Raw genomic sequence first — 19,948 nt, 5'->3', positions numbered from 1 at the left:
TCCCGGTCAAAACCACGCATTCGACGATGCCATGGCCCAAGTGGGTTGTCCTGATCGCCGGATCGACCGGCGCTGCATTACGTGCTGTTCGCCCTCCCAACCGTTACGTCACACCGGATGTCCGGCGCGATAGGTTACGCCGCGAGCGCGACGGGCTCCCTGTAGCGCTCACCCCTGGCCATCATAGCCCACGCCATCCGAGCAATCTTGTTGGCGAGCGCGATCGCAGCCACCTTGGTGGGGCGGCGCGTCAGCAGTCCCATAAGCCAAGGCCGATGCCCCGTGCCATGGATCTTGGCATAGCGGATCACGGCGAGCGCGCCAGCCGTGAAAAGGCTGCGCAAATAGCGATCGCCTTGTTTGCTGATACTGCCAAGCTTGTCCTTGCCTCCGCTCGAGTTCTGCTTCGGCACGAGCCCCACCCAGGCCGAGAAGTCTCGTCCCGATCGGAAAGCCTTGGGATCGGCAATGCTGGCGACCAGAGCTGTTGCCAGCGCCGGCCCGACGCCGGGGATCGCGTCAAGCCGCTTGCTCGTCACGCTTGATCGATGCCAGGCGATGATGCGTCGGTCGAACTCCAGGATTTGGGCCTTCAGTGCGCGCAATTGACTGCCGAGAGCAGCAAGACAAGCACGGGCCACCTCCGGGAGCCGATAGTCGGCTCTATCGGCGACGATCTCCAGCAGCTGCTCAACACCCCTGCGCCCGACGGGGGCGACAATCCCGAACTCGGCGAGATAGGCGCGGATTGAATTGATCACGGCAGTCTGCTGGCGGATGAAGAGATGCCGCGCCCGGTGAAGCATCAGGCAGCTCTGCTGCTCGACCGTCTTGGTCGGTACAAACCGCATGGTGGGTCTCGTGACCGCTTCACAGATCGCCTGCGCGTCGGTGCTGTGGTTCTTTTGCCGCTTGACGTAGGGCTTCACATAGGCCGGAGGCATCAATCGTACCGTATGCCCCAGCGCCTGCAGCTCGCGAGACCAATGGTGCGATGATGCGCACGCCTCGATGCCTACCAGGCATGGCGCCAGCTTCTGGAAAAATGCCAGGACGTGCCGTCGCCTCAACTGGCGGCGTATCACCACCTGGCCGGCTGCATCAACGCCGTGCACTTGAAAGACCGACTTGGCGATATCCAGACCGATTGTCGAAATCGACTGCATAGGCTGCTCCTCCGAATCGTGGGAGCCTCAAACGGCGCCCACTCCTTGGCACTCTCGTGCCGGTGGAGGAGCCGTCCCACAGCATCAGAACCGGAAGTCGCGGGTTCATTCAATCACCTCCTCCGGCCCAATGAATGGGCGTTCTCCGTCGCAAACTGGAGGGGATCGGGAGAGCCTCACTGGCTCGTTCGGATGCCCCGCAACCCGTCTTTGGCTCCATGAGGTGGGGCAAACTGTCTATCTTGTTACTGGTGCGGCGCACGGTTAACGTAGCGGCCGCACGGCGGCGACTATGGCCCTTGGATGAGTGCGGCCAAGTGTGCGTGTGAAGGCATGAATATTTCTGCCTGGCTGCGCGGCCTCGGCCTGGAACGCTACGGGCAGGCGTTCCGGGACAACGCGATCGATGAGGCAATCCTGCCCACGCTGACGGCCGAGGACCTCAGAGACCTCGGGGTGACGGCGGTTGGCCATCGCCGCATTCTCCTCAATGCGATCGCCGCCTTGCGAGTTGACACTTTTCGCGACACGACCGAACAGCCGGTCGAGCCCAAGCGCTTCGGCGGTAAGGTTCCCGAGGCCGAACGTCGCCAGCTCACCGTCATGTTCGCCGACCTCGTCGGTTCCACGGCATTGTCGGCGCGGCTCGATCCGGAGGAGTTGCGGGACATCATCGGCGCCTATCATCGCCGTTGCGCCGAAATCATCACTAGGTCCGGCGGCTTTGTTGCCAAGTATCTCGGTGACGGCGTGCTGGCTTATTTCGGTTACCCGCGGGCGCATGAGGAAGACGCGGAGCGGGCAGTGCGCGCCGGCCTCGCCTTGATCGATGGCGTGGCCAAACTCGATACGGGCCACGCGACCAAATTGCGGGTGCGTATCGGTATTGCCACGGGCCTTGTGGTCGTGGGTGATCTGCTTGGAGAGGGCGCCGCCCAGGAACAAGCCGTCATCGGTGAGACCCCTAATCTTGCGGCACGGCTCCAAGGGCTTGCCGAACCGAACGCGGTCGTCATCGCAGAGGGTACCCGCCGCATACTTGGCGGCCTGTTTGACTATCGCGATCTCGGGACCATGCCGGTCGCGGGCATTAACTATCCAGTGCATGTCTGGCAAGTCTTGGGCGCGAGCCTAATCGGAAGTCGGTTCGAGGCGCTCCGGGCCGCCAGCACGCCGTTGATTGGCCGCGAGGAAGAGATCGCGTTGTTGATGCGGCGCTGGGAGCGGGCCAGGACCGGCGAGGGTTCCGTCGTCCTGATCGTAGGCGAGCCCGGCATCGGCAAGTCGCGCATCGCTCAAACCCTGCTGGAGCAGTTGGACAAGGAGCCGCACACGCGGTTGCGCTTTTTCTGCTCGCCACATCATCAGCACAGTGCGCTTTATCCCAGCATTACCCAGTTGGAGCAGGTGGCCGGATTTCGACGCGAGGATACGGCTGAGACTCGCTTGGATAAGCTTGTGGCGGTCCTCGCTCTGGCGAGCACGGAGCTGAGCGAAGCCGTCCCTCTATTGGCGGACTTGCTGTCGATACCGGCCGGCAACCGCTACCCGCCGCTCGATTTGACGCCGCAGAAGCGCAAAGAGAAAACACTTGAAGTGCAGATGGGCCAAGTCCAAGGACTCGCGGCACGGCAGCCGCTGCTGATGCTATGGGAAGACATCCATTGGAGCGACCCCACCACGCTGGAATCGCTGGACCTGCTGATCGACCGGGCCGCGGCGCTGCGTGTTCTGATGATTCTCACGTTTCGACCGGAGTTTACGCCACCCTGGGTCGGCCGTCCGCACGTGACATTGCTCAGTCTCAACCGCTTGCCACCTCGGCAGCGCGCCGAGATGATCGCGCACGTAGCGGGCGGCACGACATTGCCTAAGGAGATTGGCGACCAGATCATTGATCGCACGGATGGCATACCACTGTTCATCGAGGAGCTGACCAAATCCGTCGTCGAGAGCGGATGGATGACCAATGCCGGAGATCAGTTGGCGATCCCAACGACGCTCCAGGCCTCGCTTCTGGCCCGGCTCGATCGATTGGCGCCAACTCGAGAAGCGGCGCAGATTGCAGCGACGCTCGGGCGTCAGTTTTCCCATGAGCTGATTACCGCCGTCGCCGACATGTCGCAACAGCAGCTCGAGGACGCTTTGGAGCAGCTTATCCGGGCGGAGCTGGTATTCCGGCGCGGGACGCCGCCCGATGCCACGTACACCTTCAAGCACGCGCTGGTGCAGGACGCCGCTTACAGCACCTTGCTGCGCCCCCGACGGCAGCAGTTGCACGCTCGCATCGCGGAGGCCCTTGAAGCGCGAGTGATCGGGAACGCCGAGACACTGCCGGAAATTATCGCTCATCATTGCACCGAGGCAGGTCTCACCGAACGGGCGATCAAGTACTGGTGGCAAGCTGCGCAATTGGCGATCCAGCGCTCCGCGACTCTTGAATCGATCGCCCACTTGCAACATGGCCTGCGACTATTGCAGACGCTGCCCGATCATCCCGAACACGTCTGTCTGGAACTCGATATGCAGGTGGCGCTAGCCACGGCCTGCATGGCCGCCAAGGGTTGGTCATCCCCGGTCACGGTGGCGGCAATTGCACGGGCAGAAGAATTATGCGAGCGGGTTGATGACCCAAGGCAGCGTAGCATCGCCGACTTCGGCAGGTATGTTATATACCTTCTGCGTGGCCAAACAGACGCTGCGCTCGCGACGTCGACAGCCATGCTAGGCCGGGCTGAGCGAAAGCAAGACTCGACTGCCATGATGATCGCGCACCGATGTATTGGGATTGTGCAGGTGCATCGTGGGGAGTTTGACCTGGGTCGGACGCACATGGCGGAGGCGTTCACGTTGTACGATCCGAAGGAGCATGCTGACCTTGCCTACCGCTTCAGCTACGAGCCTCAAGTCGCAAACCTTTCCTATCTCGCCCATGCACTCCATCCGCTGGGTTATCCGGATCAGGCGCAGCAGGCATTCAATCAGCTGCTGGAGGTGATACGGGCGCAAAGACACAATCCATCGATAGCGTTCGGCCTGTTCCAAGCATCTCTGTTCTGTATCTTTGAAAGAGACGCCGGAGCTTACAAGCGGCATGGCCATATCGGAGTAGACGAGAGCATCGTTGATGAGCTGATCGCAGTCTGTACCGAGCACGGCTTCTTCCTGTGGCGAACTGCAGGAATAATCATGAAGGGTTGGCTAATGGTTCGGGCCGGCGAGGCGGATCGCGGCCTGAGACAGCTGCGCGAGGGAATAGCGGCCTGGCGCGGCGATGCAAAGGCCATGGTGACTCACTGGCTCCTCCTGCTTGCGAACGCACTTGGAAGTCTTGGCCAGCTCCAGGCGTCTCTTGACGCCATCGACGAGGCCTTAGCATTGATCCCCGAGACCAACGAGCGATGGAAAGAAGCAGCGCTGTACCTTTGCAAGGGCGAACTGCTCCTGGAGTTGTCTGCCCGTGACGAGGCCGAGGCCTCTTTCCAACGCGCGCTTGCGGTTGCTCGCAATCAGCGGGCCAGGCTTTGGGAGTTGCGCGCCGCCAAAGCCCTCGCGCGGCTTTGGGTCGAGAAGGTCGAACGACGCAAGGCCCAGGACATCCTCGCGTCCGTCTACGCTTGGTTCACCGAGGGCTTCGACACGCCGGACCTGGAGAACGCGAAGCATCTGCTGGACGAACTTGCCCGCACAGCGCCTTCGAGCCCCTGCTAACCAGGGGTCGATGGTTGCTTCAGCTTGGGGGCAAAATGCGAAGAACTCACATTGAGCAAAATGAGTCCGCTCTTGCCTTGATCGCCGGCACGCGAGCGGACATGGATTTCTGTCGCTAAGGGCCATGAACGGACTCATGCACCGCCGCAATTGTCGTCGCTATTCGATCACCTCGTCGGCGCGGATAAGCAACGAGGGCAGCACGGTGAGGCCGAGCGCCTTGGCGGCCCCGGTTTGGGCCATCGTTAATTGAGCAGGCGCCGCGCCTAGCTTAACCAATAGGCTGTCGGGCATAAACGCTTCCACTTCTCTGCACAGGACCAGGCGCCTCACGGCAGGGGCGTGGCCCGGCTGCTGTCAGATTGTCACGCGGCTGCCGTCGAAGCGCGTGAAGGAGAAGCCGTCGAAGGGTTCGCGGAGGGTCGAGCGCTCGTCCCGCAGCATGCCGATAGCCACTTCCTCGCCGAGCGCCATGGAGGCGGAAGCGTCGGAACGCCAGTGGATGCCCGCCCAATTCCGCCCGAAACCAAAATTCACCGCGAGCTTGTTCAACTCTCCACCAATCGTGAGCGGCGGGCCGCTATAGGGCACGAGCCTCGTCGGGTCGGCCGGATCGGGCTGTACCGGGTTGGCGATGACGCGGCTCTCGTCGAAAAACGCCTTCAATATGGTAGCCGTGACGGCGCCAACGCTCGTGGCACCGCCAGGATAGGTGGAGTGAAACGGCGCGGCCTCCGGATAGGTTTGTGACAAAAGATAGGTGCCGTATTTGGCCTTACTGCGATCGAGGGCTTCCGATTTCAGGAAGTCATCATGCAGCGGGTAGTCGCTCACGCCATTGGCGAGGCGATGGTGCGCCAGAGCGCCGTAGGCTTCCGGTCGCACAGCCCGGTGCACGAAATACTTCTGCCAATAGGACGCGCGGACGGAGTTACTAATCCCCGTGGCGAGGAGTGCTTGCACATACATCAACCCGAAGGTGGCACCCGCAGGTACCTGGGTTTTCGATTTCCGATACGGGTTCGATGGGTAGGACACGGGCTCTGCCGGTGGATAGATCCCGGAGTAGCGTTTGTCCGTCCCACCGCTTGGGGTGGCAAGGAGCAGCGCTGCCGCCCACCCAAGTGCAGGACCAGTATGGATATACTCCGCGAGATCTCTTCCTGTCGTTACGTATCGCGGTGTCGCGTCGAACTGCAACTGGCGTTTCGGTGCGACGCCGTTCTGGATTGCCAACCACTCCTCGTATTCGGTCAGGAATTCGTTGGCGGGCAAGACAGTGCGAATTTGAGCACTGATCCACTGTGCGGCATAGGGCGCGTCCCGGAACAGGAATTGCGAGATCATTGGACCGTCCAAAACGCCTGGAGGCGTGACGGAGCGGCCCTTCGGGTCGCCTGCGTCGAAATAAAGCGCATTGGCGCGGAACAACGTACCGGGTGTGACCCGCCCACCAGACTTCGGCCCCCGGAAATCGGAAAGCTTGTTGATTTCCTCGGTTGCTGCAAGCACGTCGCGATTGGTGGTGTCGTCGCGCAGCTCGGTAAGCGGAACATCACGAAGCAGGGCTTGCCAATAGACCTCGACCGCCTCGCCGGCGCGCTCCGCACTTGCAAGGGCCGGTGCCGGCGGTATCGCAATCTGAGTAGGGTTGATGCCGCTGAGACTGACGGCCAGTGTGCCCAAGGGATTGACCAGTTTGCGAGTGCCGCCGAGCGTGATTTTCTCAAAATCAGCGGGATCGCCCGACTGGCAAGCGGCATAGAGGGTCTGCCATGCCGCCTGTTCGACTTCGCCGCGTTTGTCGTGCGGCAGGCCCCGTGAATCGGAGCCGATCTTGTTGGTGTAGCGCGCCTCATCGCCATTCGTCGGGTGGGGCGCGATGGGAATTTTCTCGTTGTTGCTCGCGCAGACCCCTCGCACTTCCAGGGCGCGACTCTTGAATGCCGCGTCAAGCGGTCGCGGGTCCGCGCTCGCAGGCTGCGCCGCCGCCGGGGCTATTCCGGGCATGGTCGGCGGAGGTGCAAGCACGGCGGCGCCAACTGCGATGCCAGCCCCGCCAAGCAGCGAGCGGCGAGTAACCGCGGTCAGGGGCCGCCCCCGCGATGCCAGGTCGGATTCAGTTGGTATGATGGGGTGATCAGCCATGGAGATCTCCTCCCTCGCGGGCACCGCTCTCGACGAATTTAACAAGTCGGGCGCCCCGCGATGTGCATGTCCGTCGCCAACAGATGCGCGGAGAATTGCGGTATTAGTCCCCGCTGTCAGTTATTGAGGCGCGCGCTTGTTTCCTTCGGACATGCGGCCTGAGCGCTTTCCCGCGCCCGCGCGCATGGCGGATGCCCAAGAAGAGACCGGCGCAAGAGAATTGTCGGTTTACGAGAGTGCGATGCCCGCCGACGGCATTCCCCGCTGCCATTCGCCTCGAACGGAGACGTCGGCACGCCCCGTCTCGAAAAGCAGCTTCAAAGAAGACTACAAGATCCCACGCCAGCCCAAAAGACCTTCATATTGGCCAGGATGTCGCACAGGCAATCCGGTCAAAATCAATGGCTCCGACGTCCGAGTTGGGTCACGAGCAGTAATGCTCTGACCGAGCGTAAGATTTCCGCTTGGCCGTCAGAAGCTGACATCTACGCCTTATGAGCACACCTACTACCTATGCCAACGCTCGGGGTTGATTTCGATTTCTCGCAGATCAAGCAGCGCGCCATAGACTTCGGCGCTGCCGATCAAATCCCCTACATCATGGCGACCACGCTCAACATGGCCGCCGAAAAGACCGGTCGTATTTGATCGAGACGACATGGCCGTCGTCCGTCACCGTTCGCAATCGTTCGTTCATGAATGCCGCGCTGACGACCAAGGGCTCGCGCGCCACGAAGGGTGATCTGACGGTCGAGATTTACGACAAGATCGGTCGGGCGAACCTGTTTCTGCATGCCAAGGGCGGCACGCGCCGGGCGAAGGGCGGCAACCTCTCGATCCCGTCGTCGGTCAACGTGCAGCGGACGAGCGGCGGCGCCGTGCGGACGCAGCAGCAGCCGAAGAATTAGCGGAACAGCTTCAAGCGCGGGCGCTTCATTTTCCAGGGCCGATCGGTACGCAAGGCGAAGGGCCGCATCAAGCTGATGTATTCGCTGCGGCCGTCGGTCCCGATCCGGCAAGACGTGCCGTTCTACAAGGACTTCGCCGAGGTGATGCGGCAGGAGATGACGCTAAACCTCGCAATCGCGGTCATCCGGGCGATGTCGACTCGGCGCCGCTAACACGGAGGGTGCCATGGCAGGCAAGCCGAAAGAGGACGCGCATGAGGACCGGCGCCATGCGGACAAGCCGCCGGCGGACAAGGCCGCACAGGAGCAGCCGACAGCGGACAAGCCGGAAGATCCCCCGCCGCCCGGCGTCCCGCCCTACAAGGACTAGGTCGTGCTTCCAGCGCGTTGCGCACGGGAAACCCAGCCACATCAAGGCCGACCGCACGGTGTCGAAAAAAATGTTCCCCTTTGAAGTATATTTGATGCGCGATTGAAACGCGCACCGCCGCTCGTTGGTTGGACGGTAATCGAAACTGCCCTCGGAGATCCCCATGACCGACGAGGATATGCTCGTCTTGGCTGGATTGGCTGGCTTGGCCTGGTGGACATACGTCTTTCTGCCTCTGGTCTATTTCTATGCCTGAGGGGTTGTTTCCGTCCCGGCGCCAACTCCGCAAGCCGGTCCATTACGCGGCACTTCGCGCGATGCGATGGCGATCGGCAAATCGATCCAGGCCGCTAGGCGGCTTCTCGCCTTGTCGACGCGCCGATGCTTGAGGTCAAAGGTGATCATGATGCCGCCTCCTCGATGGCACGCTTCACCGTGCTGGTGCCGCGACCCGCTAGTGATCCGGGCGGGGCCCATCCTCCGCTACATGATCGGCTGGGATCGGTAGCGCGTGCTCGGATACGCTGACCGCAAGGGTTGGCCCGCACGTGGGTCGATTGACGTGGCCGAGGGCCATCGAAGGCCGACGATTGCAAAGGTATTTTGGGAAAGCCGCAGCGGCGCTTGGCTCGCCCAGTTTTCCAGACAAGTCATTGGCTCCGCTCGCTTATCCGAGATCCAGTTCAGGAACTTTCAGGGGTACTACTGGTTAAAGCTGTACCTGTGCCCGTGGCGGCATGTGATAGTACAGAACCAGCGCCGCCCGTTACTTCGGAGGGACTATCATGGCGCAAAGATCGAACTTGCAGCGCCTCTCTATCGATGAACTTTGGTCATTGCGAGAACAGGTCGATAGGAAGCTCGCCACGATCCTCATCGAGAAAAAGAGCATTCTTGAAGACCGTCTGGGCTGCCTCCAGCGAGCTCCCGGTAGTCGGAGAACAGTATCGCGAATTGCTCATCGACGAGCTGGCCGACGGAGCTAGTAGGCCTCTCAACAGCCGCTGTACTTGGGATTAGGCCCATCAAGGAGCTTGCGTAGATACTCCAGGCCCAGATTGGTTAGCTCTTCAGGATCGCGTTTTCCGGCCGACCACAATAGCTCGATGTACGTAGAAATGTGTTTCCGTAACTCACTCTCGGAACCAGGATAAGTTATAGGCCGCCCCTCGGCAGCCGCCTCCATAATTTGCTCGACTAAATCATTCATCAAAAAGCTCAGAGTCCGAAGCGGCGGAACGACCCTCGCAGCGCTAGAGTAGACCGGCAGAACGGCAATTCGGGAAAGAACCCGCAGTTCCATTTCCCGGTCAGGACGCGGACAATTGGGTCCGAGTTGTGGTGGCGCGATTGTCTAGAGCGCATACGAAACCCCGTGTACCAAGATTGTCGAGGGAATTCGGGGTTAGCTCCTCCGCAGAGGGAGAAACGGCCCCGACCGCAACGGATTAATGGCGGCGACCGCTACTCGTCGGCCGGTCGCAGAGACGCCTCTAACTCTGCAACGATGTCGTGCAGCAGACCAAGTGCAAGCGGATCAGTGACGTCGCGCTCCATCATGCGGTAGCGCATGATCTGATCTTGCAGCTCTTGCTGTTCCTCATCGTCGTCCATAATGCGCTCCGCAATTGAGCAATGACGCCGAACGAGGGCCGATGGTTGCGGGGAACTTTGAAAAATTTGGGCCGGAATTGAGGCGTCCTCCCGTGCCAACCGATGTAGCGGGGTCTCTCAGAATATTCCGATCAAGGCCAAAAATGCGACCTCGATTAGGAAAGCGACGCCCATAATGGCGACAGTGAGAATAGCTTCGCCTGGCGGTAGAGGGGTCATAGCGTGCCTCGCACATTGCGAAGCCCCGAGGCCCAAGAGCCAACTTCCCGATGTTGGGAATGTTTCAGTTCCAAGCGGCGGGCATGAAGTGCCTTACCGCATTTCAAGTTCTTTGATCGCGCGAGCCGATATCTCCGTCGGGGTATAGACGCTGCTTTGCGCTACCTTGATGATCTTCTTCGCGACCATTTCCGTAAGGGGATCGTCGCGATCCTTGACGCAAAGGGTACGGAGCGTTTGCTCGTAAGCTGCCGTGATGCGGCTGACCATTTCCGGCTCAATCGCGACGTCTTGGAGCAATCGGTGGCAGCGGAATGGGGTCGTGATGCTTCCGCCCCAAGAAAGTATCGGGCGGCGCCTGGCTTAATAGCTCAACCGATCTTTCCACTATGTCGTGGTATCTTATCCAAAGGTGAGCGATGTCGATCTCCGAATTCTCGGGTCGGTATACGGTCATCCTCTGTTGCCGCATCGTCTCCCTCCCATGCTGAGACGAACCATCAAAAGCTTCCCCCGAACAGAAGTGCCCGAGAGTAGGCCCTGAAATTTAGTGGTTTCCCCGGAATGGTAAAGCCTCGCGGGATCGCGGGACCGCCCCCTTCGTGTGTATTTGATCCGGGTGAATTTTCGCTTTGCTTGGAACCACGTGGCCGCTGGGCTCGACATATCCCAAGTTGGTGCCATGCTTTGGCGGTGAGCCTATAATGTTCCCGAGGAAGCAGTGGTCCTCAGATGGAAATACTCAGGCGCCCGATCGATCAACCCAGCGCTCCGATCTGTTCGGAATGCAATCTTGCCGATGTCATGGTCGCGCTCGACGCTTCGCGCCGCAGAAAGGACCATCGAGCACGTATTCACTTGTGACCATTGTGGCCGCGTTGGCGAAGTCATCACTCCCGTGAAATCGGAACTAAAGTAGTGCAAGCTGTTCCTCGCATCCGGCAATCCAAAGGGTTGGTCTTTCTGATCCACATTGCGAGTAGTTCACCGCCATCGATCCCGTCGGTTCGCGTGGCTTACGGCCTCAATGGCCTGCGTGAGCTCCTCCGCACTTTGCCGCGCCTTGAGCGCCTCCCATGCCACGTTGAACCGGCCTTTGGCTCGTCGAGCGTCTGGGCGTCACCGAAGGGCGGGCCGGGCAGCGGCACGGTGATGTGCCAGAGCCAAATGGCGGGCGCGCGCTCGTGAGCCAGCCTGATGCGGCCGATAGGCCGTCCGTCTTCGCGGACGGAGTAGTCAGTGGGCGCGATCAGGCCAACAGTGAGCATTCAGAAATGTACTTGGCGAAGTTTGTTCAGGGTGTTGTTTCAATCTGCTTCCTGCTTGGTTCTCCCTAACGAGCGCGGTCCCGCCTCCAAGCACGCTTAGGAGGGTGTCGAAAGCGGGACCGGCCGGACCACGGAGACTAGCCGCGCTCGACGTGGCCCATGAGATAATCGGTGGCAGCGGTCAGTCGTTCCGACAATATCTCGCGCTTTCGGAAATGGGCCAAAACCCGGAAAATTGGCTCAGAAATGGACGCTTTGATCGATAAAGCCGCCGTCGAGGTTTGGCCGATCGGGCGGCTGCGGCCCTATGAGCGCAATTCGCGGCGCCATTCGCCCGAGCAAATCGAGCAGATCGCGGCGTCGATCCGCCGGTGGGGCTGGACGATGCCGATCCTTGCGGCGGATGACGGCATGGTTCTCGCCGGTCACGGCCGACTGGCGGCGGGCAAACTCCTCGCCATCCCCGAGGTGCCGGTCATCGTCGCGCGCGGGTGGAGCGATCAGCAGAAGCTCGCCTATGTCATCGCGGACAATCGGCTGACCGATGCGTCCGATTGGGATGACGAGATGCTGCGGCTCGAATTGAACGACCTTCTCGAAGGCGGCTTTGAGCTATCGTTGACCGGCATCACCGAGAGCGAGTTATCCCGGCTTTCGGTCGGAGTCGGTGTGCTTGAGGCCATGCCGGAATTGCCGGATGGCGATCGGTCTCCGTATCGCGACATGACGTTCATTCTCTATGGCGAGCAGTGGGACATCGTCGAGCGCGCCATCGCTAGGGCGACTAAGCCGCGCGACCCCGACAATCCCAATCGATCGCCGCAAGGCAATGCGCTCGCCGCGATCTGCGCCGAATATCTAGGGCGCGTCTCATAAATCGAGTTTGATTGATGCGGCTTACTCGAGTCCGCCATGCTGCGATACCGACCAAATACCGCAGCGCAAAGAAAAAACGCGATAGGCCAATAGGAGACCTCGCTCCACGGCTTACTCGACCACCTCGTCAGCGGTGATCAGCAAAGACTGCGGAATAGTTATCCCGAGCGCCTTGGCCATCTTTGAGTTGATCACGAGCTTGAAGTGCGTAGGCTGTTCGACAGGCAGATCGGCGGGGTTTGCACCTCTCAGTATTTTGTCAACGTAGCCGACCGACCGTCGGAAGAAATCCGGAAAATCCTGCCCATAGGACAAGAGGAGGCCATGCGGGACCATCTCACCGATGAGGGACAGCGTTGGCACCCTATGCTTGAGGGCGGACGCACCGATCAGCACCCGTTCATTGAACAACAAAGGTCCGGCCAAGGCCACGCCATCAAAACTGTCTCGAGAAATTGTAGAGAACGCCTGCTCGATTTCGTCGGGCGTTGTCACACCGAAGTATTGTGTCGAAACCGTCGCAGCTTTCGCCGCCCTCTCGTAACCAGCGCGCATACGCGGGCCGCCCGGATCTCTCGGATCAACCATGATCGCCAATCGGGACAGATTTGGAACCAGCTCTCTAAAAAGCGCAAGACGCTTGCCGGATACGTCAACCGACATCAGGGAAAGCCCGGTGACGTTCCCACCGGGGCGGGCCAGACTTTCGACGAGGCCATTAGCGACAGGATCGCCATCGAGAACAACTACAATTGGAATAGTGTTGGTGGCCTGCTTGGCCTCCTTAGCACCGAGCGTGGTGACTGCAAGAATAACGTCAACCTTGCTTTCGGCGAACTCCCTAGCAAATGCGCGAAACCTGTCCGGCTGTTCGGCCGGAAAGCGATGCTCAAGCAGAATGTTCTTGCCGTCGACGTAGCCCAGATCAGCGAATGCCTTAGTCACGACGCGCAAGTAGACGTCTTCTTGCTCAGCATTTGCAGCATGCCAAAGGACACCGACGCGAGGTATCTTCTTAGTATGAGTTTGCTGTGCCAGGGCTGCTGGCGGCCACGCGGTCACTGCACTGCCGAAAAGGATGATGAAGTCGCGCCGCCTCATGTTCGCTCCCGGAGTGAGCAAAATGATTTGCGAGCTTAACACAGCGGCAGTGGCCCGGGGATCGCCTTATGGCCACCATATGTCCGTTTTGGGTCCAAAAGCGGAAATGCCGGTCTGGAGACAAGTGTCGCGGTGTGCTAGTGCTGGCAACATTCCACAACCTGACCGGTTGCTGACATTGACAGAGCGCCACCAGATCATCAGAGAACTCGCGTTGCCGTACAAGGCGCCTAACGCCTATCGGGCATTGCTCGATCTCGGGATACGAGCGCTTCCTGCAGTGCGCGCCGGGCTGCGGCACGACAATCCTGATGTCCGCTTGCATTGTTGCAGGTTTCTCGACCGGTATCTGTCGGCCGACACTCTTGCCGATCTGATGGGCATGCTGAACGACAGCGATGAGCGCGTCAGATGCTCCGCCTTGCATACGTTGGCATGCGACCGGTGCAAGGAAGGGACCTGCAGGCCCGAGGAAGTTGTAGTACTTCCGAAGGCGATGAGCCTGCTTCAATGCGATCCCGACGCGCATGTTCGCGCAATGGCGATTGAAGTGGTCGGACAGTTCGTCCACAGCAGTGCTCTTGCTGCTGCGGCGATCTCTGCCGCCCAGCAAAGTGATGAAAATCCAACGGTGCGAAAAAAAAGCCGGATGGTATATGCCGGAAGGCCCAATCCACAGGCGGACCAAGCCGAGGCTTTAATGTCGCCAGTGGGATGGGAAGCACTCGGGCAGTGGGGTGAGGACGTAGCTCGCATCGAACCACTCGCTGGCGGGGTTGCCAACGACGTGTGGAGCATGCGTGTCCAGGGGCAGCTCGCGGTTGGCCGTCTCGGCACCAGGAGCGACGCTGATCTCGTGTGGGAAACCGAGCTTCTCCAACGCCTTGACCGCGAAGGTCTCACAGTGCCGGTGCCAATCCCGACGACAGACGGCAGACTGTTCGCGGACGGTCTGGTGCTGATGACATACGTGGAGGGCCGGCCGCCAGAGACGGAGGCCGACTGGCGTCGCGTGGCCGATACGCTCCGGCGGCTGCATCAGTTGACGCGGGGCTGGCCGCAGCGACCGGGCTGGCGATCGTCGATCGATCTCCTGCACGCCGAGACCGGGACAAGGATCGACCTCCGCAAGATGCCGCCTGAGGGCGTTGCTCGATGCCGAGCCGCATGGGCTCGGCTTGCTGGAAATCAGACTTCGGTCGTCCACGGCGACCTTAACCCGCGCAACATCCGCATGACCGCAGGTCGCGTCGCGCTAATCGACTGGGACGAGTCGCATGTTGACGTTCCCGACCTCGACCTAGCGCTGCCCCATAACGCCGCTGGTCTCGACAGCGTCACGCATGACATAGCGGCGCAAGCGTCGGCCGCGTGGCAAGCTGCTGTTTGCTGGGATGATGAGTACTCGATCAAGCGGCTTGCCGAAGTTCGAGCGGTCTGAGCAAGCGGCGGGGCTCGGCGACCGCTTTGGGTCAATCGCGTCGGTTTGGCTGCGTCACCGCGAGATCCGGTCCTGCCTCAACTGCTGACGAGCCGGGCGTCGTAACCATCTTCGCCTTCGGGCCAGAAGCGGACCTCAGTCAATCACCTGATCGGCGCGGCCGATGATCGCTGGCGGAAAGATCACACCAAGCGCGTTCGCGGCCTTGAGGTTGATAACGAGAACAAACTCAGTTGGTTGTTCAACGGGTACATCCGCCACGTTGGCGCCACGCAGAAGCTTCACGACCTGACGAGCGCATTGGCGAAAAACATCAGGGAGACGTGGACCATAGGCAACCAAACCGCCCGCTTCAGCGCCTTCCGGCCACTGCCAAATGGACGGAATGTGATGCACACTCAAATGGTCAAGTATAAGCTGGCGGAAGCGCCAAAGAACGGGTGACGCCAACACATTGACCGCTTCAATCCCGGTCGTTTGCATGACTTCGATTGCCCTGGTGACGTCATTCTCAGACCGCGCCGTGAATGATGCAATCTTGATACCGAGCGCACGGGCAGCACTCTCGAGAACGTCGATGTTTCGTATCGGCTCGTGGTCTGCCAGCACTGCGATGCGTTGAGCCCTGGGAAGGACTTCATGCAATAGCTCCAATCGCTTCACATCCAGTTGAAATGCAAAGATGGCCACGCCGGTTGTGTTTCCCTCAGGGTGCGGCATGGAGGCCACGAGCTTGCTGCCAAGCAAGTCATCTGCAAGCGCTTGAATAGGGATGTGACGGGTTGCCTTCTGCGCAGCCCTTATCGCGTCTGGCCCGAATGCTATGATAACGTCCGGTCGCGCTTTGACCATCTCCGGCGCGACCTCCTCGTACGCCGCGGGCAGAACGCCAACGCCGCGGCTATCGAACTCAAGATTTCGGCCTGTCACAAATCCAGCTCGGCTGAGCTCTTCGACAAGGAGCTGCGCTCGTTCTGTGGCCAGCATTGCAACGCGATAGCGCCGTCCGGTTGGTTGCGCCCGTGCAGCACACGGCCATAGCGCGGATGAGCCGCCGACAAGCACTATGAACTCGCGGCGCCTCATTGCATCGCCCTCGTAGTTGGACTGCTCGCGGACTCGTAAGAGTAGAGCACAATCTGACGATGGTACAAGCGGACCGAACCTCGCGCACAACACAGAAATAGGCTGATCTGGCGGTATTTATCACAGATGAAATTCGCCTTTGGGTCAACAAGCGAAGAACTCAGACTGAGCAAATCCGGTCCGCTCTGCTCCAATAAGCGGACGTCAACGAGGGGTGTCGTCACTTCTTGATGGGCCAAGAGCAGACAACTTGGGATGCCGGCAATGGCCGACCCACATCGCCAGCGAGGCGGCGGATCCCAATTACTCGGGAAGACCTGAAGCGCGCATTGCTTCGATAAGACGTGTTGCGAGCACCGGCACGCAACCGATGGCGGAGCACTGACCATTGCTGCTGAAGTTGGGTTGAAGTTGTATCACGCGTTCGGCAGCCGCACTCGCATCTTCCATTCGTCCGAGTTTAGCCAGCGCCGCTGCCAGAAACATGTGCGAGACGCTGAAACCTGGTTTGCTGCGAATGGCCCGTTGCGCTGCCGCCGCAGCATCTTCATAGCGCCCGCGAAGAAAATGGCCCATGCAGATGCCATGCAGCGCCGCCGTAATCCAGGGATCGAGTGGACTAAGGCGGATACCTCGCTCGCCCCATTCGATGGCACGCTCGGCTTCCCCTCCCCAACCCAAAATCAACGCGCCCCAGGAATATGCCCACGCTGCCGATGGCGAGATTGCAAGAGCGGCCTCGAACGTTTCCTGAGCCAAGATACGGTTATGTTCGACGAGACCGATAGCGATTGCGGCGTAGACAAGCGCCGGGGCATCGTCGGGGCCAAGCGCCACTGCGATATGCGCATGCTGTATCGCAGCTGTGCGATTGTCTTCACGCCTTCCCGCTCGGAGATATAGTATTTCATTGCAAAACGCCGTCTGGCCGTGCGCGAGCGCGTAGTTCGGCTCAAGTAAAAGTGCGCGCTCTAGGAGTGGCACTGCCTGCGACGCACCCCCCGGCATCCCAGTATCCACCAGAGGCGTCGCACGTAGCAGAAGGTCGTAGGCGTCGAGATTTTCAGGCCGTTTGCGCTTCGCTCGTTCAATTTCGGCTTGGCGCAGGCTGGGCTCGATCGCGGCGACAGTGCTCAAGGTAATTTCATCCTGCAAAGCAAAGATGTCGTCGACGGCGCGGTCGTAGCGATCTGCCCAAATATGGGCCCTGGTCTCCGCGTCAATCAGCTGCGCTGTGATCCGTACTCGGTCGGCTGCCCTTCGCACGCTGCCTTCCAATACGTAACGAACCCCTAGTTCCCGTCCAACCTGCCTGACGTCAACGGACCGCCCCTTATACGTGAAGGTCGAATTGCGGGCGATCACGAACAGCCATTTGAATCGGGACAGCGCAGTGATGATGTCTTCCACCATGCCATCGGCGAAGTACTCTTGCTCCGGGTCACCGGACATATTCTGAAACGGTAGAACCGCGATTGAAGGTTTGTCGGGTAATGGCAGCGATCGATAGTTGTCCACAATCGTTGCCTTCGGCGCGTTGCCAAGTTTGACTCCGTATAGTCGAACCACCCGATCAATGTTCTTCAGCGATCGTTCGCCTAGATCATCGAACTCGAATTTCGTTTTTCCCCTGACTTGTTCGAACGCACTTCCTGACAGACAAACGCCGCCCGGCGCGCACTCGTTCTCAACGCGTGCGGCCACATTCACGCCATCACCAAAGATATCGTTTTCGTCGCTGATAATGTCGCCGATGTTGATGCCAATGCGAAAGGCAATTTGTCCTTGCCGGCCGGCCATCTTCTCTTGAACAGCCATGGCGCAAGTCACCGCGTCGACAGCGCTGGCGAATTCGACCAAGAGACCATCGCCAATTGTCTTAACAATCCTGCCCTTGTACTCCGCGATGGCTGGATCAACGATTTCGCGGCGGATGGCCTTAAGGGCTTCGAGCGTTCCGACCTCGTCAGCGCCCATTAACCGCGAATAACCGGCAACGTCCGCTGCCAGCACCGCCGCTAACCGTCTCTCAACGCGCGCCGTAACCACCGCCATCCCTGCTAGTTTGGACTGAATATAGCAGGTTGAACCTCAGGCGGAAGACGTGGAACCCCAACAATAATCCACCACCGCCGCAGCGCTACAATCCGCCATCCCATCCGGACGAAGCGTCGGGTCTGGACGCCGCGCCAGGTCCGCTTCGGGGCTAGACATCCGCCTCGCTCCGATCGCGACCGAACTAGTGTGTTGCCGCGAAATGACGTGAAAGGTCATGGGCCGTTCGGAAGGTCGGCCGATTGCTTCCGGTCTAACTCCATGACCTGACAACCGAGGACACCGCCCTGACTTCGCGCTCAGGGTCCAGCTGACATAAGCGACAGTCAGGGATTTCTCGGCCCCGATGCCGACAGCGAACATCTTGCACCATCTCAAGGAAGGTCATGTGTTAACCGACGTGTTAACCGCGTTAACCTCGAAATTGTGGTCCGTTGGCTGGTAAGGGGCCGGGCGCGTGTCAACCTCGACGTCAACTCTGTCAACCGTGTCAACCTAACTTTTGGACCGCACCAGCTGCCGAGACCGAGGGGTGCGAATTACCCGCGATCGATCCTAGTCCTAGAGGGACCCATGGGGTGTCCCAAGCGAACGACGTCCGCTCTTCGCCTCGCGAAACCTTTTGCAAAGGCGGCCGCTTCCTTTCGCGAACGCGCCAAAAAATAATTTCCGCGGGATTTTGCGGCAAAAAATCCGCCACTAGAGGACCGGTCCTAGAGAGCGTCTCCAGGCTTTTGCCGCCCCCCACCAGCAAGTGCGATCGCGAGTGCTGCGGTGTCGATCGTTCGGCAGTGCGAATTCAGAAAGTTAGTCGGGCAATAATATGGGTGTACTGAGCATCAACGCATATGCCAGGAGGCGAGGGGGCATACCTGTTCTTGGAGAGGCCACTACGCGTCAGAGCTTAGGGCGGCTATTGCCCTCGGCTTGCTGTTGCTGACTTGGAGCAGAGTCGCCGCTCATTGCTCGCCTAGCCCTACGGTGCCAACCGGTTGGCACCCGTGCCAATAGGTTGGCGCCGTCTCCTCCTATGTTTATCTTTGTGGTCTTTGAGGTGTTCACATTTTCGATTGATTTGGACCCTATGGTGCGCGCAGCTGACTTGCCTCGTTTGATCCAAGTAAGCCACTCGTCCGAGATGACGCGCACAACGTTCGTTAGATTCTTCGCGCCCCGTTGCGGCCGCTCCTTGATTTCGAGGTGACCAAGAAGCCGAGCGTGATGCATTGCATTCTGCACAGTTGTCCTCCCGACGCCCGCGCGGTCGCCAATCTCATCAATGGAGAGCTCGCAAACGCCCTGCCGCTTGACCTCGCCTGCCACAATGCACAGCACGGCCCGCTCGCCCTCCGTGTAGTGGTGTCGAATATTGTCCGGCATGACGGCTGATCCGCCGAGCATCCGCTTCCGGTGGCGTCGCTTCGTGCGTTCGTGGTCGGTCAACCGCCTCCGACACGCCCGAGGAGCGAACCGGGAGAACATGCGGGCGGCGGTCTTTCCAACCATAACGCCGGCCGCCAAGTTGACGGCGCGCAGCGGCCGGCGCTTTTCGACCGCGTTGCTAAGAAACGTGGCCTCGTCATCGGTAAGCACACCTCGGCTCAAATGGTGCCAAACGGAGCGCGCGAAGTTATCGAGCTGATCGGGCGATAGCGCGCCATTGATGCTGTCGTAGATGGCTGCCGCAATGGGTGAGAGCACGTTCATTGTGCGCTCCCTTCCGCGAGAGCAGCCACAGCCAGATAGGCGTTCCGGCGCCCGCAGAACTCGCCCAGGAAATGACCGTCAGCGTCGTAAGCGGCATAACGAGTAGGCGCGATCCGCGTATACCGTCCAAGGTTCTGTCGGCCATAGTAGACCGCATGATCGAGCGGCTCAAATTCTGGTTTGGGGTGCGCCTCAGAAAGTCTTTGATCTTCAATGCCGCACTGTTGCCCCAAATTTTCCGCTAAGTCGTTGATGCGACTTAAATGACCCTCTCCCCT

The 19,948-nt window shown here is 60.0% G+C and carries 17 protein-coding genes and 1 pseudogene; 8 read left to right on the top strand and 10 right to left on the bottom strand.

The annotated features are described in order from the left end of the window. Positions 1–134: 134 nt before the first annotated feature. The gene (locus tag KUF59_RS31935; RefSeq protein ID WP_258767401.1) at positions 135–1,166 is read right to left on the bottom strand and encodes an IS110 family RNA-guided transposase; all 1,032 of its coding nucleotides are present in this window, start codon (positions 1,164–1,166) and stop codon (positions 135–137) included. A gap of 333 nt (positions 1,167–1,499) precedes the next feature. Here KUF59_RS31935 and KUF59_RS31930 point away from each other — a divergent pair, with 333 nt between their 5' ends. Beyond that, positions 1,500–4,877, top strand: a complete 3,378-nt coding sequence (locus KUF59_RS31930) for an adenylate/guanylate cyclase domain-containing protein (RefSeq protein WP_258767399.1) — start codon at positions 1,500–1,502, stop codon at positions 4,875–4,877. A 159-nt stretch (positions 4,878–5,036) separates the two neighbouring features. Here KUF59_RS31930 and KUF59_RS31925 read toward each other — a convergent pair whose 3' ends face one another. Both KUF59_RS31925 and KUF59_RS31920 read right to left on the bottom strand, forming a co-directional pair. Further along, positions 5,037–5,171, bottom strand: a complete 135-nt coding sequence (locus KUF59_RS31925) for a hypothetical protein (RefSeq protein WP_258767397.1) — start codon at positions 5,169–5,171, stop codon at positions 5,037–5,039. Positions 5,172–5,234: 63 nt separating this feature from the next. Beyond that, entirely contained in the window at positions 5,235–7,025 is a 1,791-nt protein-coding gene (locus KUF59_RS31920; RefSeq protein WP_258767396.1) for a vanadium-dependent haloperoxidase, read from the bottom strand. Positions 7,026–7,538: 513 nt separating this feature from the next. Here KUF59_RS31920 and KUF59_RS31915 point away from each other — a divergent pair. From KUF59_RS31915 to KUF59_RS31900, 4 genes are all read left to right on the top strand, one after another. After that, complete coding sequence (locus KUF59_RS31915) at positions 7,539–7,673, top strand: hypothetical protein (protein WP_258767395.1); 135 nt, start codon at positions 7,539–7,541, stop codon at positions 7,671–7,673. Continuing rightward, positions 7,670–7,933: a hypothetical protein gene (locus KUF59_RS31910; protein WP_258767394.1), complete on the top strand. Its 264-nt coding sequence runs from the start codon at positions 7,670–7,672 to the stop codon at positions 7,931–7,933. The genes KUF59_RS31915 and KUF59_RS31910 overlap by 4 nt, the downstream gene beginning before the upstream one ends. Before the next feature lie 75 nt (positions 7,934–8,008). Further along, complete coding sequence (locus tag KUF59_RS31905; protein WP_258767393.1) at positions 8,009–8,146, top strand: hypothetical protein; 138 nt, start codon at positions 8,009–8,011, stop codon at positions 8,144–8,146. Between the two features lie 13 nt (positions 8,147–8,159). After that, on the top strand, positions 8,160–8,303 hold the full coding sequence (locus KUF59_RS31900; protein WP_258767392.1) for a hypothetical protein: 144 nt from the start codon (positions 8,160–8,162) through the stop codon (positions 8,301–8,303). 246 nt (positions 8,304–8,549) lie between these two features. Here the strand turns inward: KUF59_RS31900 and KUF59_RS31895 are convergent, their stop codons facing one another. The 3 genes from KUF59_RS31895 to KUF59_RS31885 form a co-directional block, all read right to left on the bottom strand. Further along, complete coding sequence (locus tag KUF59_RS31895) at positions 8,550–8,708, bottom strand: hypothetical protein (protein WP_258767391.1); 159 nt, start codon at positions 8,706–8,708, stop codon at positions 8,550–8,552. 1,059 nt (positions 8,709–9,767) lie between these two features. Further along, entirely contained in the window at positions 9,768–9,917 is a 150-nt protein-coding gene (locus KUF59_RS31890; RefSeq protein ID WP_258767390.1) for a hypothetical protein, read from the bottom strand. Positions 9,918–10,229: 312 nt separating this feature from the next. Next, positions 10,230–10,406, bottom strand: coding sequence for a hypothetical protein (locus KUF59_RS31885; RefSeq protein WP_258767389.1), 177 nt, complete (start codon positions 10,404–10,406; stop codon positions 10,230–10,232). Between the two features lie 1,244 nt (positions 10,407–11,650). Between KUF59_RS31885 and KUF59_RS31880 the strand changes: the two genes are divergently transcribed. Further along, the gene (locus tag KUF59_RS31880) at positions 11,651–12,280 is read left to right on the top strand and encodes a ParB/Srx family N-terminal domain-containing protein (protein WP_258767388.1); all 630 of its coding nucleotides are present in this window, start codon (positions 11,651–11,653) and stop codon (positions 12,278–12,280) included. Positions 12,281–12,391: 111 nt separating this feature from the next. Here the strand turns inward: KUF59_RS31880 and KUF59_RS31875 are convergent, their stop codons facing one another. Next, a complete protein-coding gene (locus KUF59_RS31875) occupies positions 12,392–13,381 on the bottom strand; it encodes an ABC transporter substrate-binding protein (RefSeq protein WP_258767387.1) in 990 nt (329 codons plus the stop codon). Here KUF59_RS31875 and KUF59_RS44395 point away from each other — a divergent pair. Both KUF59_RS44395 and KUF59_RS31870 read left to right on the top strand, forming a co-directional pair. Further along, positions 13,359–13,757: pseudogene (locus tag KUF59_RS44395) on the top strand (hypothetical protein); the annotation flags it as partial. The gene KUF59_RS31875 and the pseudogene KUF59_RS44395 overlap by 23 nt on opposite strands. A gap of 333 nt (positions 13,758–14,090) precedes the next feature. Continuing rightward, positions 14,091–14,822 carry a phosphotransferase enzyme family protein gene (locus tag KUF59_RS31870; RefSeq protein WP_258770048.1) on the top strand — a complete coding sequence of 244 codons (732 nt, stop codon included), beginning with the start codon at positions 14,091–14,093 and terminating at the stop codon, positions 14,820–14,822. Positions 14,823–14,957: 135 nt separating this feature from the next. On the opposite strand, the gene KUF59_RS31865 is transcribed toward KUF59_RS31870, so the two are convergent. The 3 genes from KUF59_RS31865 to KUF59_RS31855 all read right to left on the bottom strand — a co-directional run bounded on the left by KUF59_RS31865 (position 14,958) and on the right by KUF59_RS31855 (position 19,670). Beyond that, entirely contained in the window at positions 14,958–15,809 is an 852-nt protein-coding gene (locus KUF59_RS31865; RefSeq protein WP_258767386.1) for an ABC transporter substrate-binding protein, read from the bottom strand. A 402-nt stretch (positions 15,810–16,211) separates the two neighbouring features. Beyond that, positions 16,212–17,921, bottom strand: coding sequence for an adenylate/guanylate cyclase domain-containing protein (locus tag KUF59_RS31860; protein ID WP_309500879.1), 1,710 nt, complete (start codon positions 17,919–17,921; stop codon positions 16,212–16,214). Between the two features lie 939 nt (positions 17,922–18,860). Continuing rightward, positions 18,861–19,670 carry a hypothetical protein gene (locus KUF59_RS31855; RefSeq protein WP_258767385.1) on the bottom strand — a complete coding sequence of 270 codons (810 nt, stop codon included), beginning with the start codon at positions 19,668–19,670 and terminating at the stop codon, positions 18,861–18,863. Positions 19,671–19,948 lie beyond the last annotated feature (278 nt).

Source organism: Bradyrhizobium arachidis, from assembly GCF_024758505.1.
GTDB lineage: Bacteria > Pseudomonadota > Alphaproteobacteria > Rhizobiales > Xanthobacteraceae > Bradyrhizobium > Bradyrhizobium manausense_C.
Note: the sequence above shows the minus strand (reverse complement) of the source record. Positions and strands in the feature narration are given on the sequence as shown.